Origin of the sequence: Mycobacterium sp. ACS1612 (assembly GCF_001667505.1) — a bacterium.
Classification (GTDB): Bacteria; Actinomycetota; Actinomycetes; order Mycobacteriales; family Mycobacteriaceae; genus Mycobacterium.
In genome coordinates this window covers 74,574-89,838 of record NZ_LZHZ01000007.1, presented here as the reverse complement: position 1 = coordinate 89,838, position 15,265 = coordinate 74,574, and the positions used below count along the sequence as shown (strand labels likewise).

The following is a 15,265-nucleotide window of genomic DNA, read 5'->3' as shown; positions in this document are numbered from 1 at the left end:
CCCCCCCCCCCCCCCCCCCCCCCCCCCCCCCCCCCCCGCCCCGCCGGCGCCCCCCCCCCCCCCCCCCCCCCCCCCCCCCCCCCCCCCCCCCCCCCCCCCCCCCCCCCCGGGCCCGCCCCCCCCCCCCCCCCCCCCCCCCCCCGGCCCTCTCGAACCATGGATTGGAAAAGCATGTCCGAGCTCGCCACCCTGGCCGAACAGTCAGGAACTAAGTTCATCCTTGCGCTGTTCGTCGACCTGCGAGGCAAGCCGTGCGCCAAGCTCGTTCCGGTCGAGGCCGTCGACCTCCTCGCAACCGAAGGTGTCGGCTTCGCCGGATACGCCGTCGGCGCCATGGGCCAGGAGCCCAAAGACCCCGACATGATGGCGATTCCGGATCCCGCGTCGTTCACGCCGATTCCGTTCATCAAGGACGGCCTGGCCATCGTGCACTGTGATCCGCACGTCACCGGCGCGCCGTGGCCGTACGCGCCGCGCGTCATCCTCAAGGCGCTGATCCAGCAGACCGCCGACGCAGGATTCGAGCCGTGGGTCGGCGCGGAAGTCGAATACTTTCTGCTGCGCCGCAACGGCGATGGCACCCTGTCGGTGGCCGACGCCGCTGACACCGCCGCACAGCCGTGCTACGACGCCCGCGGCGTCACCAGGATGTACGACCATCTGACCGCGATCTCGGCGGCGATGAACACGCTCGGCTGGTCGAACTACGCCAACGACCACGAGGACGGCAATGGCCAGTTCGAGCAGAACTTCGAATACGCCGACGCGCTCACCACGGCCGACCGGGTGGTCACCCTGCGTTACCTGCTGTCGATGATCGCCGCCGAACGCGACATGGTCGCCACCTTCATGCCGAAACCGTTCGCCGAGAAGACCGGCAGCGGTCTTCACCTGCACCTGTCGCTGACCAGCGCAGGCACTCCCGTCTTCCCTGCCGACGACGACTCCCGCGGACTGGGGCTGTCCGACACCGCATATGCGTTCATCGGCGGCATCCTCGAACACGCCAGCGCATTGCAGGCCGTGGTGGCGCCAACCGTCAACTCCTACAAGCGAACCGGTGCCACGACCACAGCTTCCGGGGCGTCGTGGGCGCCGCGGACGCCGACCTACGGCGGCAACGACCGCACGCACTACATCCGGGTACCCGACTCCGCGCGCATCGAATTGCGCGGCAGCGACGGCAGCGCCAACCCCTACCTGGCGATCGCTGCCGCGTTGGGGGCGGGCATCGACGGGATCAAGCGCAGCGCCGACCCTGGCGCCATCGGCGGGCAGGACCGTTCACCGCTGCCGCCGACCCTGTTGCACGCGGTCGACGAGTTCGAAAGCGACCCCGTGGTCGCCGGTGTGCTCGACGCCGTCGGCGAGGGCGTCGCACGGTATTTCGGCAACCTCAAGCGCGAGGAGTTCTTCGCCTACCACGGCGCAGTGACGCCGTGGGAGATCGAGAACTACCTCGCCGCATTCTGAGTCAAAGGAGACAGGTCATGTGTGGCATCGTCGGGTTGCACCTGCGCACCCCGGAGTTGTATCCCCGGCTGGGGGAACTGCTGACCGGGATGTTGTGCGAAATGGGCGACCGCGGCAGCGATTCGGCGGGTGTCGCGGTGTACGGCGATCCGCTTCTCTGTCCGCCGGAGCGCAGCTGCGTCTCGGTGCTGGAGGCCATCCCGACGCCCGAGGCGATCGGCTACGGCGTCGCCGTGCACCGGGTTGGTGAGACGCATCTGGTCACCGGGGAGGCCCCGGCGGGGGTACTGCTCGAGGCGATCAAGACGGCTTATCCGCGTGCGTTGATCGCGGGCTTCGGCGCAGACATGGCCGTGCTCAAGGGAGTTGGGCATCCGCGCGCGCTCACCGACGCGTGGGGGTTGACCGCAGCGCAGGGGTGGCAAGGCGTCGGACACACCAGGATGGCGACCGAATCGGCGGTCACGCCCGCGGGCTGTCACCCGTACGCGGTCGGACCCGAGCAGTGCATGGTGCACAACGGCTCGTTCGCCAACCATGCCACGATCCGCCGCTACCTGCGCGCTGCCGGTGTGCAATTCGACAGCGAGAACGACACCGAAGTGGGTGCGCGCTTCATCGCCAAGCAATTGTCCGACGGCCGTGACGTCGAAACCGCGCTCAAGGAACTGTGTTCGACATTCGACGGCTTCTACACGCTGCTGGTGTCGAACCGTGACTCGTTCGCGGTGGTTCGCGACGCGATCGCCTGCAAACCCGCGGTGATCGCCGAGACCGCCGACTGGGTGGCGATGGGCAGCGAATACCGCGCGCTGGCAGGGCTTCCCGGCGTCGAGAACGCCAAGATCTGGGAGCCGGAACCGGAGGTGATCTACGCATGGACACGCTAGTGCGCTATGACCTGCGCACCGTTGCGCTGCGCGAGGTCAATTCGGCACTGCACGCGCCGGATCTCTCCGGTGAGTTCGTCATCGCCCATCCCGACGGCGCCCACAACGTCGCGGTCGGCGTCGACGCGCCGGTGAAGGTGACCGTCGAGGGCCACGTCGGCTACTACGCCGCGGGGATGAACCAACGGGCCGAGATCACCATCGACGGCAACGCGGGCACCGGTGTCGCGGAGAACATGATGAGCGGCACGGTCTGGGTCAAGGGCAATGCATCGCAGTCGGCAGGCGCCACCGCCCACGGCGGGCTGCTCGTGGTCGAGGGCAATGCCGCGGCCCGATGCGGTATCTCGATGAAGGGCGTCGACATCGTCGTCGGCGGCGACGTCGGCCACATGAGCGCGTTCATGGCGCAGGCCGGTCGACTGGTGATCCGCGGCGATGCCGGTGAGGCGCTCGGCGACTCGATCTATGAGGCCCGGCTCTATGTCCGCGGCGACGTCGCCTCGCTCGGTGCCGACTGCATGGCCAAGGAGATGGGGCCCGAACACCACAAGGAGCTCGAATACCTGCTCAAATGCGCGGGTTTCGAGGGGGACGACACCGCCGCCTACACCCGCTACGGGTCGGCCCGAAACCTCTACCACTTCCACGTCGACAACGCCTCGAGTTACTGATGACCAACTGGGAACTGCGCGAATCCGCCACCTTCGACCGTCCGACGATCGCCGCCATCCAGCGCGCCGCTGAGACGGGTGTCTACGACATCCGCGGCTGGGGCGCCAAACGCCCGCTGCCGCACTTCGACGATCTGCTCTTCCTCGGCGCGTCGATGTCGCGGTATCCGCTGGAGGGCTACCGTGAGCGGTGCGGCACCGACGTGGTGCTCGGCGACCGGTTCGCCAAACACCCTCTGCACCTCGACATTCCGGTGACCATCGCGGGCATGTCGTTCGGTGCGCTGTCCGGGCCCGCCAAGGAGGCGCTGGGCCGGGGTGCCAGCGAGGTCGGCACGTCGACCACCACCGGCGACGGCGGCATGACCCCCGAGGAGTGTGGGCAGAGCAAGTACCTTGTCTACCAGTACCTTCCGTCGCGGTACGGGATGAACCCCGACGATCTGCGCAAGGCCGATGCGATCGAGGTGGTACTCGGACAGGGCGCCAAACCCGGTGGCGGCGGAATGCTGCTCGGCCAGAAGATCTCCGAGCGCGTCGCGGGTATGCGCACGTTGCCGGAGGGCATCGACCAACGCTCGGCATGCCGGCATCCCGACTGGACCGGACCCGACGACCTGACCATCAAAATCAACGAACTGCGTGAGATCACCGACTGGGAGAAGCCGATCTACGTCAAGGTCGGCGCCACCAGGACGTACTACGACGTCAAGTTGGCCGTGCACGCGGGCGCCGATGTGGTGGTGGTCGACGGCATGCAGGGTGGCACCGCCGCCACGCAGGAGGTGTTCATCGAGCACGTCGGCATCCCGACGCTGGCAGCGGTACCGCAGGCGGTGCAGGCGCTGGCGGAACTGGGGGTGCACAGGACCGGAGCGACGGGACAAAAGGGTGTGCAACTGATCGTGTCAGGCGGGATCCGCACCGGTGCCGACGTGGCCAAGGCGCTGGCGCTGGGCGCCGACGCCGTGGCCATCGGCACCGCAGCTCTGATCGCGTTGGGCGACAACCATCCTCGCTACGCCGCCGAATACGAGAAGCTCGGCAGCGCGGCGGGTTTCTACGACGACTTCCAGGACGGCAAGGACCCCGCCGGGATCAGCACCCAGGACCCGGAACTCGCCGCGCGGTTCGACCCGGTCGAAGGCGGTCGCAGGCTGGCCAACTACCTGCGGGTGCTCACCATGGAAGCCCAGACCATCGCACGCGCATGCGGTAAGGCACACGTGTGTCACCTGGAACCGGAAGACCTTGTCGCGGTGACCATCGAGGCCGCGGCGATGGCCCGGGTGCCGTTGGCGGGAACTTCGTGGATTCCTGGCACATGAGCACCGCAGACGTCGTCATCGTCGGCGGTGGCATCGAAGGTGCGGCGGCCGCATGGGCACTGAGTCAGCGCGGCGTCACCGATGTCGTTGTGGCTGAACGCAATACCGTCGCCTCCGGAATGACGGGCAAATCCAGCGGGATCGTCCGTTGCCACTACGGGGTCACGTCGCTGGCCGCGATGGCCAGCGTCGGACTGGAGGTGTTCGAGCAGGCCGCCGATATCTTCGGCACCGACATCGGCTTCCGGCAAACCGGGTATGTCGTCGGCGTCGGCGAGCCGAACGTCGAATCGCTGCGCAAAAGCCTTGCCGCCCAACGTGCCGTCGGTGTGCAGACCGAGGAGATCGATCGGTCCGAGGTCGGCCGTTTGTGGCCGTTTGCCGACCTGTCGCCGTTCGAGGCGTTCGCCTGGGAGGCGCGCGGCGGCTATGGCGACGCGTACATGACTGCGCAGGCGTTCGCGACCGCAGCGCGGGCGGCGGGCGTCCGGATCCGGCAGGGAGCCACTGTCACCGACCTCCTCGTCGACGGCGACCGCGTCACCGCTGTCCGCCTTGCCGACGGCACCGAGATCTCAGCGGGCACCGTCGTTGTCGCGACCGGAGTCTGGACCCGACCGCTCCTCGCGCCGTACGGAATCGACGTGCCGATCCGGGTGGTGCGTGAGCAGATCGTCACGATCGCGCCCGGCATCGAGTTGGGCGCCGTTCCGGTGTTTTCCGACCTGGTCTCACTGCAGTACGTCCGCCCGGAGGTCGGCGGCGACATCCTGTTCGGCAACAGCGACCTGTCCGACGTCGAAGAGGCCGATCCCGACAACTACCTCAATCGCGCCACCGACGCGTTCGTCGACCTCACCGTCGACAAGGTGGGCACCCGTTTCCCCGGCTTCACCGACGCGGCCATCAGCAGCAGCTACGCCGGATGCTACGACGTCACGCCGGACTGGAACCCGGTGATCTCCGGCACCGGTCTCGACGGCCTCGTCGTCGCAGCGGGGTTCAGCGGCCACGGGTTCAAGATCGCGCCCGCGGTGGGCCGGTTGATCGCCGACCTCGTCGTCGACGGACACAGCAGCGACCCCCGCATCCCGCACGCCGATTTCCGGTTGGCCCGGTTCGCCGAGGACGACCCGTTGAAGTCGCCGTATCCGTACGTCGGCGCGGGCCAGATGCGCTAGACAGGACAGCCGTGACTGACATCCCGCTGCTGCGCAACACGTCGGGCACCGCCCGCGACCGCGATCCTCATGAGCCGGCCGAAGAACTGGAGATCGAGGCCGCGATCGCTCGCAACGTCCGGCAACTGCGACAGCAGCAGGGTCTCACGGTCGCGGAAATGGCTGTCCGCGTTGGCATCTCCAAAGCGATGATGTCGAAGATCGAGAACGCGCAGACGTCGTGCAGTTTGAGCACACTGGCCTTGCTGGCCAAGGGTTTCGACGTGCCGGTCACCTCGCTGTTCCGCGGCGCGGACGTCGAGCGCCCCGCCGCGTTCGTCAAGGCGGGCACCGGCGCGCGGATCGTGCGCAACGGCACCAAAGAGGGCCACGAGTACCAACTGCTGGGATCGCTACGGGGCGAACACAAACGGCTCGAATGCCTGCACGTCACGCTGTCGGAGAAGAGCAAGACCTATCCGCTGTTTCAGCATCCCGGCACCGAGTTCATCTTCATGCTCGAAGGGGTGATGGAGTACAGCCACAGCAGGTCCGTCTATCGGCTGCACCCCGGCGATTCTCTGCAGTTCGACGGTGAAGGCGCGCACGGCCCCGTCGACCTGGTCGAAGTACCCATCCGTTTCCTGTCGGTGATCGCTTTCCCGGACTCGCAGGTCTGAGCGCCCGGCGTTTGGCTTCGCCGGTAGCCGGGTACCAAAAGCGCACGCCGCAGCCAGACGGCGCTCGGACCGGAAGGCGGCGCACATGCTCGAGTTCATCTGCCCCACCTGTGGCGCATTCGGCCTGGACGAGTCGGTTTGCGAGTCGTGCTCCGGCCGATCCGAAGCGGACCCGGCCCAATGATCCGGTCGCTGCATCCCGTCGACGTCGTTCTGGCGTCGACGCGGCTGTACTCTTCGCTGCCCGTCGTCGGCAAGCACCTGCAGCCGTTCGCCGGGCTCACCGCAATGGCGCTCTGGGGCAGTCACTACGCGCCCGCCGCCATCCGCGGCGCCGTCACCCGCCGGTTCGACGTCAACCCCTCTGTGCCCGGGGCGCCCGAGGACGAAGCGCAGACCGTGGTGGCGACGCAGCGCGGCACCAAGATGCCGCCGTACCTGCTGTTCCGCGCGCAGCGGCAACGCTGCCTGTACCGCGGTTCGGTGCAGTACGGCGCTCACCCCGCCCAACTGCTCGACGTGTGGCGTCGCCCCGATCTGCCCCCTGATGCTCCGGTGCTGTTGTTCGTGCCTGGCGGTGCGTGGGTGCAGGGCACCAGGGTGCTGCAGGGTCACACCCTGCTGTCGTATCTGGTCAAACAGGGCTGGGTGTGCCTGACGATGGACTACCGGGTGTCGCCGGTGCACCGCTGGCCGCGGCACATCGCCGATGTGAACGCCGCGATCGCGTGGGCCCGCGCGAACGTCGATCGGTTCGGCGGCGACAGGAACTTCGTGACGATCGCCGGTTGTTCGGCGGGCGGTCATTTGGCGGCCCTGGCGGGGCTGACCCCCGGCGATCCGGCTTTCCGCGGAGAACTCGACGACGATGCCGACACCTCGGTGGACGCGGTGGTCGGCATCTACGGCCGCTACGACTGGCAGTGCCGGTCGAATGCGACCCATCCTAGCTTCCAAAGCTTCCTCGAACGAGTTGTGGTGGGCCGCAGCGCTTCTCGGCATCCCGAGATTTATGCCGCAGCGTCGCCGCTTGCCCGCATCCACGAGGACGCGCCGCCGTTCCTGCTGATCCACGGCAACCAGGACGCCATCATCCCGGTTGACGAGGCACGCGAGTTCCACGCGGAGTTGGAGGCGGTGTCAAAGAACGCGGTGAAGTTCTGCGAGATCCCGCGGGCAGGGCACGCGTTCGACCTGGTCGACACGGCCCTGGCGCGGCGCTGCGCAGTCGAGGTCGGCGGCTTCCTCGCCGACGTGCACGCCCGCCACCTCGAAAGCAGGTCAAGCGTCGCGGTCTGATCACGACCTGGGGTTTTGGGCTGCCAGTTCCACTTGCTACAGTGGTCGCGTGCAGCGGGTGCTCCTTCTCGGCAGCCGCGACGGGGTCTGATCAAGACCGGCTTCCCGTCGCGGGTGTTCGCGACGCGCCGGTCGAGTCCCGTCCAGAACTCCCGGAGCAACCATCGTGACCACCTTCTCGAAACCCACGCCTGATTCGCCTGACGCATTCACGTCGGTACGCAGCATCAACAAACCGGCAGGCCCCGCCAACCCCGGCCAACCCGCCTGGAACACCCAGCGCACCACATCCATGCCGGTCAACCGGTACCGCAGCTTCGCCGAGGAAGTCGAGTTCGTCACGCTGCCGGATCGCACCTGGCCGGACAAGGTCGTCGACCGCGCGCCCATGTGGTGTGCGGTGGACCTGCGCGACGGCAACCAGGCCCTGATCGACCCGATGAGCCCAGCGCGCAAGCGCCGCATGTTCGACCTGCTGGTCCGCATGGGCTACAAGGAGATCGAAGTCGGCTTCCCGTCGGCCAGCCAGACCGATTTCGACTTCGTCCGCGAGATCATCACCGACGGCGCCATCCCCGACGACGTCACCATCCAGGTGCTGACGCAGTGCCGGCCCGAGTTGATCGAGCGGACGTTCGAGGCGTGCGAGGGTGCGCCGCGCGCGATCGTGCACTTCTACAATTCCACGTCGATCCTCCAGCGGCGGGTGGTGTTCCGCGCCGACCGCGAGGCCGTCAAGAAGATCGCCACCGACGGCGCGCGGATGTGCGTCGAGGAAGCCAAGAAGTACCCGGGCACGCTGTGGCGCTACGAGTACTCGCCGGAGTCCTACACCGGCACCGAACTCGAGTACGCCGTCGAGGTGTGCAACGCGGTCGCGGAGATCATCGCGCCCACCCCGGACGTGCCGCTGATCGTCAACCTGCCCGCCACCGTCGAGATGGCGACGCCCAACGTGTACGCCGATTCGATCGAGTGGATGCACCGGCACCTGAGCCCGCGGGACTCGATCATCCTGAGCCTACATCCGCACAACGACCGCGGAACCGCCGTCGCCGCAGCGGAATTGGGCTACCAGGCCGGCGCCGACCGCATCGAGGGATGCCTGTTCGGCAACGGTGAGCGCACCGGCAACGTATGCCTGGTGACGCTGGGGCTGAACCTGTTCTCCCGCGGCGTCGACCCGCAGATCGACTTCTCCAACATCGACGAAATCCGTCGCACCGTCGAGTACTGCAACCAACTGCCGGTGCACGAGCGCCACCCGTACGGCGGCGATCTGGTCTACACCGCCTTCTCGGGCAGCCACCAGGACGCGATCAACAAGGGCCTGGATGCGATGAAGGTGTCGGCGGACGCACAGGACGCCGATATGGACGACATCCTCTGGCAGGTGCCGTATCTGCCGATCGACCCGAAGGACGTCGGCCGCACCTACGAGGCTGTGATCCGGGTGAATTCACAGTCCGGCAAGGGCGGCGTGGCGTACATCATGAAGGCCGACCACGGTCTGGCGCTGCCGCGGCGGTTGCAGATCGAGTTCAGCCAGGCGATCCAGAAGATCACCGACGGCGAGGGCGGCGAGGTTTCCCCGAAGGAAATGTGGGACGTCTTCGCCGAGGAGTACCTGGCACCGATCCGGCCGCTGGAGCGCATCCGGCAGAAGGTCACCGCCGCCGAGGTCGACGGCGGGACGGACACCATCGAGGCCGTGGTCAAGGTCGACGGTGTCGAACGTGAGATCGTCGGCGCGGGCAACGGTCCGCTCGCCGCGTTCGTCGACGCGCTCGGCGCGATCGGCTTCCACGCCTCGGTGCTCGACTACTCCGAGCATGCCCTGTCGGCGGGCGAGGAGGCGCAGGCCGCGGCGTACGTCGAGGCGTCCATCGGCGGCAAGACCGTGTGGGGCGTCGGCATCGCGACGTCGATCACCACAGCATCGCTTCGCGCGGTGGTCTCGGCGGTCAACCGGGCTAGCCGCTAATCCAGGAAGGCGCTCAGCAGTCGGTCCACAAGATCGGCGGCATCAAGCGTGCCCGGTTCGGGCGCAACGGTGAGATTGCTGAACACAAAGCCGTTGAGCAGTCTGCTGAGTTGATCCATCCGCTGCGGCGTCGGGGTGAAGCCGGCGGCCTCGATGATGAGTGTCGCCGTCTTCACCGCGGCCGCCTGCAGTTCTTTCATCAACGGCCGAAGCTCTTCGCGCCGCGTGCTTTCCATGAACAGTTCATACCGCGCCAGCGTGAACCGACGCATCTGCTCATCCGGGTCGAGCATGCGGACGAGCAATGCTTTCAACGCATCTCGGGATAGCGGGCCGACCGCCGACTGCATCACCGCCACCCGCTGCCAATGCAGGTCGACCGTCCGCTGGGCCGTCGCTTCCAGCAGCGCCTGGCGGGTCCTGAAGTAGTTCGAGGTGGTGCCCGCAGGTACGCCCGCGCGACTGTCCACCTGGCGATGCGTCAGACCGCCGACACCGTCGTCGCACAGGATGTCGATTGCGGTGTCGAGCATCTGCGTCCGTCGTTCGGGGTTTGGAGGCATCGAGGCCGACAGTACCACTACGGTCGTAGTGAAGGCAAAGGTGGCTACGGACGTGGTGGCAGGTTCGCCAGCCACGTATCGGGAAGCAGTTCGATCAGCTGGCCGTCCGGGTCGCTGATCATCGCGAACCGGTCGGTGACCGTCTCCTTGACCACGGAGCCGCCGAAGTCGTCGACCTTGGCCAGCACCGCGGGCAGGTCGGACACCGATAAGGAGATGTGGGTCAGCCCGACGTCGTCCATGGCGCGCTGGCTGGTGTGCACGTCCCGCTTCGAGTAGTCGATCAACTCGAGCACGAAGCCGTCGCGAACCAGGTACGTGGCATGCACGCCAATCGGGCCGTCGAGTCGAAGCAGCTTGGCCGTCCCCTCGTCAGGCAGCTCGATGTCCCACCAGAACTGGAAGCCGAGCAGCCCCTCGTAGAACCGGCGCGATCGCTCGCGATCGGCGACGCACAATCCGACGTGATTGAAAACGGTTCGATGGCTTGACATTACAACCTTCCCTTGCTGTTGATGCAAAGATAGCCCGATGGGCCGCACCAACGTAGCCGTCGAATTCGATCACCATTCCGAAGCGTTCAGCCGCGAGGAGTTGGAGATCAACGCCGATCTGCGCAACCGGTGCCCGGTGGCGTGGAACGAGAAGTACGGCGGCTTCTGGTACGTCTGCAGTTACGACGCGGTCGAACAGGTGGCGCGCGACGGCGAGACCTTCGCTCACAAGTACGAACGCGACGCGCCGGATGGTGTGAATTATCAAGGCGAGATGGGTATTCCGCGCCCCGAAGGCCAACCGCCACTGGGCATCGGCGAAGTCGACGGCCCGTACCATCTGGCGCTGAGCCGCACCGTCAGTCGCGACACAACCCTTGGCGGACAACATCTTCGGCGCAACGATCAGGTGATCATCAGTTGGTTCTCGGCCAACCGCGACGCCAGGGAGTTCGAGCGCGCCGACGAAATGGTGCTGGACCGGGCTCCCAATCATCACGTGGCATTCGGGCTCGGCCAGCACCGCTGCATCGGCGCCCCGCTGGCGCGGGTGATGTCCAGGTGATGGTGAAGGCGGTGCTCGACAGAATTCCGGATTACCGGGTGGATGTCGGCGGCGTGCACCACTACTCGGGCAATCCGAGCATGACGGGGCTGGGCCGGCTGCCGGTCACGTTCACGCCGGGCGCGCCGCTGACGAGTTAAAAGAGCGCGAACTGCTCGCCGGCCAGCGTGGTGTCGGTGAACTCCTCGATGCTGATGCCGCCGACGACGCCGTCGAGTAACCGCATGAAATCAGCGTCGCTGACCAACGGCACGCCGAGTTCGATGGCCTGATAGCCCTTGCCGTGCACGGGTTCGGCCGCGTTGCAGATCACCAGCGAGGTCTCGGGGTCGACGTTGTCGGTGTATGACAGCCCGGCGTGCACGATGCGCTCGATCAGTTCTTCGTGCGTGCGATCGACCTCGGCGGACAACGCGACCCGCATGCCCTGTACCAGCGGGCGGCCCGCGACGAACCGGCCCGGGTTGACGTACGGGCACGGCAGCCGCGACGCGAGCAACTTCAGCGGCCGCAACTCGTCGTGGGTGACCTGCCCGTTGGGCCACTGCCTGCGCTCCACCGACCGCACCGGCAGCCAGACCCTGCGCTCCCTGGCGCGGACCAGCACCGGCTTGAGGATCTGGGCCAGCACCATCGCGTCGTCGAGCGCGTCGTGCGGTTTCATCTGCGACACGCCCCAGTGCGCGGCCAGTGTCCCCAATTGCAGGTTCTCGGTGCCGAGATCGAGGCGGCGGGCGAGTTCGACCGTGCACATCACGGTGTCGACGGGCAGTTGGGCGCCGACGAGTTCGGCCTCGGCGGCGAGGAAGGCGTAGTCGAAGCCGACGTTGTGGGCCACCAACGTCCGGCCCCGCAACAGGTCGATGAGGTCGCCGACCACGTCACCGAAGCAGGGCTGACCGTCGAGCATGTCGGCGGTGAGCCCGTGCACGTGCGTCGGACCGGGGTCGAGGCCGGGGTTGAGCAGCGTGTACAGGCTTTGCTCGACGTTGCCGTCGTCGCCGAGGGCGAGCGCAGCGATGCTGACGACGCGGGCCTGTCCGGGGCGGAAACCCGAGGTCTCGACGTCGACGACGGCCCACCCCGCGCCGGTGTCGGTTGCCGGCCGACCCCAGGTTTGGCTCACATTTCGAGGATGGCACGGGGGGCCGACAATTCCGTTGAAGGCCCGCATCGCTGGGAGCGCGTGTCGGCTACCTGCTACTGCCCTTTTAGACTGCCGGGGGATGGTCACCACTCGTGGACGTGTCGCACTCGCGGCCGGGGCAGGCGCACGCTGGGCGTCACGCGTCACCGGCCGCGGCGCGGGCGCGATGATCGGCGGCCTGGTGGCCCTTGCGCTGGACAAATCCCTGCTTCGTCAGCTCGGCGAGGGCCGTCGCACGGCCGTCATCACCGGGACCAACGGCAAATCGACCACCACTCGGATGACGGCGGCTGCGCTGCGCACATTGGGTCCGGTGGCCACCAACGCAGAGGGCGCCAATATGGACGCAGGACTGGTGGCAGCGCTTGCGGGGTCGCGGTCGGCGGCATTGGCGGCGCTCGAGGTCGACGAGATGCATGTGCCGCACGTGGCCGACGCGGTCGATCCGGCGGTGATCGTGCTGCTGAATTTGTCGCGCGACCAGTTGGACCGTGTTGGTGAGATCAACCACATCGAGCGGACACTGCGCGGCGGGTTGGCGCGCCATCCGTCGACGGTGGTGGTGGCCAACTGCGACGACGTGCTGATGACGTCGGCGGCCTACGACAGCCCGCATGTGGTGTGGGTGGCCGCGGGCGGCGGGTGGGCCAACGATTCGGTGAGCTGCCCGCGGTCGGGCGAGATCATCGTCCGCGACGGCAGCCACTGGTATTCGACGGGAACCGATTTCAAGCGACCCACTCCGCAGTGGTGGTACGACGACACGAGTATCCATGGGCCGGACGGACTTTCACTGCCGATGACGTTGAAGCTGCCGGGGAATGTGAACCGCGGCAACGCCACACAGGCCGTGGCGGCGGCGGTGGCGCTGGGCGCGGATCCGGCGGCGGCGGTCGCGGCGGTGTCAAGCGTCGACGAGGTGGCGGGCCGGTACCGCACGCTGCGACTCGGTGCGCACACCGTGCGAATGTTGTTGGCCAAGAACCCCGCTGGTTGGCAGGAGGCCTTGTCGATGGTCGACACCGACGCCGGATCGGTGGTGATCTCGGTGAACGGTCAGGTGCCCGACGGCGAGGATCTGTCGTGGCTGTGGGACGTCGACTTCGAGCACTTCGTGAACAAGCCGGTGGTGGCGGCGGGTGAACGCGGCACCGACCTGGCGGTGCGGTTGGGATACGCGGGGGTCGAACACACGTTGGTGCACGACGCGATCGAGGCGATTCGATCCTGTCCGCCAGGGCATGTCGAGGTGGTCGCGAACTACACCGCGTTCCTGCAACTGAATCGGGCGCTGTCGCGTGGCTGAATCGACGGTGCGGATAGGGCTGGTGCTGCCCGATGTGATGGGCACATACGGCGACGGCGGCAACTCGGTGGTGTTGCGGCAACGGTTGCGGCTGCGCGGTTTTGACGCGGAGATCGTGGAAATCACGCTGGCGGATCCGGTGCCGTCGGAGTTGGATCTGTATACGCTCGGTGGCGCCGAGGACTACGCGCAACGGCTGGCGACCAAGCACTTGATCCGCTATCCCGGTTTACAACGGGCGGTCGGGCGCGGCGCGCCGGTGCTGGCGATCTGCGCGGCGATCCAGGTGCTGGGGCACTGGTACGAGACGTCGTCGGGTGAGCGGGTCGACGGGGTGGGCCTGTTGGACGTGACGACGTCGCCACAGCAGCAGCGGACCATCGGCGAGGTGGTGTCGCAGCCGGTGCTGCCCGGTTTGTCCGAGCGGCTCACCGGGTTCGAAAACCACCGCGGTGGAACGGTTTTGGGCGCTGAAGCGCAGCCGCTGGCGAAGGTGATCAGCGGGGCGGGCAACCGCGACGGCGACGGCTTCGACGGTGCGGTCCAGGGCAGTGTGGTCGCGACGTATCTGCACGGGCCGTGCCTGGCGCGCAATCCGCAGTTGGCCGACTACTTGTTGGCGAAGGTGGTCGGCGAGTTGGCGCCGCTGGAGATCGACGAGGTAACGCAGTTGCGCCGCGAACGCCTGGCCGCCCCACGCCGCGTCTAGTTCCGCGCCGAAATGCACCTTTTGTAGCGAAAATTCGAGAATGGCTGTGCAAAAGGTGCATTTCGCGGTTGCGTCAACACGCCGTGCCTAGGGTTTCCATCCGCGACTCGTCAGCGCTCTCCAAGCACGCTTGACGATGTCTTCCTCCCGGTCCTCCTTGACCACCTGATCGACAATCCACCCGAGTTCCCTTGCCTTTCGCAAACTTCGGATGTCGTTGACGTATTTTCCGCGGTTGGTTTGGTGGAGTCCACCGTCGTACTCGGACACAGTCATGAACTCTTCCCAACCCAGGTCCGCCATCCGGACAAGTCGTCCGCGGCCTTCGACGATGGGGATTTGAGTTGTCGGCCTTGGCAATCCAGCGTCTATGTAGAGCAACCGGAGCCACGACTCTCGCGGCGACGCGGAACCGCCGTCGACAAGCGGCAGCACGGTCCTGAGCGCCTTGAGTCCCCGTGCACCGCGACGACGCTTGGCCAGTAGAAGGACGTCTTCGCTCGAGAAGACCTGTGAATGCATTAGTGCATCGAGGCGCGCCACCGCTTCGTCGCGAGGCAGAAGTCGGCCCAGGTCGAATGCGGTCCGTACCCGAGTGGTCACAGGCAACTTGCCAACCCACGTCACCTCGTCAGTGTCCAGCGCCTCGTCACGCACGATCAGGCCTGTCTGCGTGCGAGCATGACTTCCAATCAGTTCGATCGGTACGTCGTCGTCAACCCACTGGGCTCCATGTAATGCGGATGCGACTATGCCGGCAATCACACCGCGGCGTTGCGACGCGAGCCACGCCGCTGTCGCTCTGTCGCGGACAGATGGCGCGACACGCGCAGGTCCGTAGATCCCCCGGTAGAGCGGTCGATACCAACGTCGTAACTCATGCCTTGTCACCCGTCCAGCAGTGATAGCTTCGGCACCGATGAAGACTTCCCCCATGGCCGAATGGTGTCAGCGGACACCGACATCGAGCCGAAACGCACGTTTTGTAGAGGA

General features: G+C 66.9%; 14 protein-coding genes and 1 pseudogene. 11 read left to right on the top strand and 4 right to left on the bottom strand.

Annotated features, from left to right (window positions below; translation table 11 throughout):
* Positions 1–171: 171 nt before the first annotated feature.
* From glnT to leuA, 8 genes are all read left to right on the top strand, one after another.
* Positions 172–1,473, top strand: coding sequence for a type III glutamate--ammonia ligase (glnT, locus tag A5724_RS04530; RefSeq protein WP_067796910.1), 1,302 nt, complete (start codon positions 172–174; stop codon positions 1,471–1,473).
* A 17-nt stretch (positions 1,474–1,490) separates the two neighbouring features.
* Positions 1,491–2,363, top strand: coding sequence for a glutamine amidotransferase (locus tag A5724_RS04525; RefSeq protein ID WP_067796867.1), 873 nt, complete (start codon positions 1,491–1,493; stop codon positions 2,361–2,363).
* On the top strand, positions 2,351–3,037 hold the full coding sequence (locus A5724_RS04520; RefSeq protein WP_067796864.1) for a protein glxC: 687 nt from the start codon (positions 2,351–2,353) through the stop codon (positions 3,035–3,037). The genes A5724_RS04525 and A5724_RS04520 overlap by 13 nt, the downstream gene beginning before the upstream one ends.
* Positions 3,037–4,365 (top strand): FMN-binding glutamate synthase family protein, encoded by a 1,329-nt coding sequence (locus A5724_RS04515; protein ID WP_067796861.1) that lies wholly within the window; start codon positions 3,037–3,039, stop codon positions 4,363–4,365. The genes A5724_RS04520 and A5724_RS04515 overlap by 1 nt, the downstream gene beginning before the upstream one ends.
* Positions 4,362–5,546: an FAD-binding oxidoreductase gene (locus A5724_RS04510; RefSeq protein WP_067796858.1), complete on the top strand. Its 1,185-nt coding sequence runs from the start codon at positions 4,362–4,364 to the stop codon at positions 5,544–5,546. The genes A5724_RS04515 and A5724_RS04510 overlap by 4 nt, the downstream gene beginning before the upstream one ends.
* Before the next feature lie 11 nt (positions 5,547–5,557).
* Positions 5,558–6,205, top strand: a complete 648-nt coding sequence (locus A5724_RS04505) for an XRE family transcriptional regulator (RefSeq protein WP_067796855.1) — start codon at positions 5,558–5,560, stop codon at positions 6,203–6,205.
* Between the two features lie 180 nt (positions 6,206–6,385).
* Entirely contained in the window at positions 6,386–7,504 is a 1,119-nt protein-coding gene (locus A5724_RS04500; RefSeq protein ID WP_067796852.1) for an alpha/beta hydrolase, read from the top strand.
* Positions 7,505–7,670: 166 nt separating this feature from the next.
* Complete coding sequence (gene leuA, locus A5724_RS04495) at positions 7,671–9,488, top strand: 2-isopropylmalate synthase (protein WP_067796849.1); 1,818 nt, start codon at positions 7,671–7,673, stop codon at positions 9,486–9,488.
* Here the strand turns inward: leuA and A5724_RS04490 are convergent.
* On the bottom strand, positions 9,485–10,051 hold the full coding sequence (locus A5724_RS04490) for a TetR/AcrR family transcriptional regulator (protein WP_067796907.1): 567 nt from the start codon (positions 10,049–10,051) through the stop codon (positions 9,485–9,487). The genes leuA and A5724_RS04490 overlap by 4 nt on opposite strands.
* A gap of 44 nt (positions 10,052–10,095) precedes the next feature.
* Positions 10,096–10,545: a VOC family protein gene (locus A5724_RS04485; RefSeq protein ID WP_067796846.1), complete on the bottom strand. Its 450-nt coding sequence runs from the start codon at positions 10,543–10,545 to the stop codon at positions 10,096–10,098.
* A gap of 37 nt (positions 10,546–10,582) precedes the next feature.
* Between A5724_RS04485 and A5724_RS04480 the strand changes: the two are divergent.
* Positions 10,583–11,250: pseudogene (locus tag A5724_RS04480) on the top strand (cytochrome P450).
* Here the strand turns inward: A5724_RS04480 and A5724_RS04475 are convergent.
* The gene (locus A5724_RS04475) at positions 11,247–12,284 is read right to left on the bottom strand and encodes a DEDDh family exonuclease (protein ID WP_067796839.1); all 1,038 of its coding nucleotides are present in this window, start codon (positions 12,282–12,284) and stop codon (positions 11,247–11,249) included. The pseudogene A5724_RS04480 and the gene A5724_RS04475 overlap by 4 nt on opposite strands.
* Before the next feature lie 52 nt (positions 12,285–12,336).
* On the opposite strand from A5724_RS04475, the gene A5724_RS04470 reads away from it, so the two are divergent.
* Complete coding sequence (locus tag A5724_RS04470; RefSeq protein ID WP_067796835.1) at positions 12,337–13,563, top strand: Mur ligase family protein; 1,227 nt, start codon at positions 12,337–12,339, stop codon at positions 13,561–13,563.
* Positions 13,556–14,272, top strand: coding sequence for a type 1 glutamine amidotransferase (locus A5724_RS04465; protein WP_067796832.1), 717 nt, complete (start codon positions 13,556–13,558; stop codon positions 14,270–14,272). The genes A5724_RS04470 and A5724_RS04465 overlap by 8 nt, the downstream gene beginning before the upstream one ends.
* Before the next feature lie 87 nt (positions 14,273–14,359).
* Here A5724_RS04465 and A5724_RS04460 read toward each other — a convergent pair whose 3' ends face one another.
* Entirely contained in the window at positions 14,360–15,208 is an 849-nt protein-coding gene (locus A5724_RS04460; RefSeq protein WP_067796824.1) for a hypothetical protein, read from the bottom strand.
* Positions 15,209–15,265: the final 57 nt, after the last annotated feature.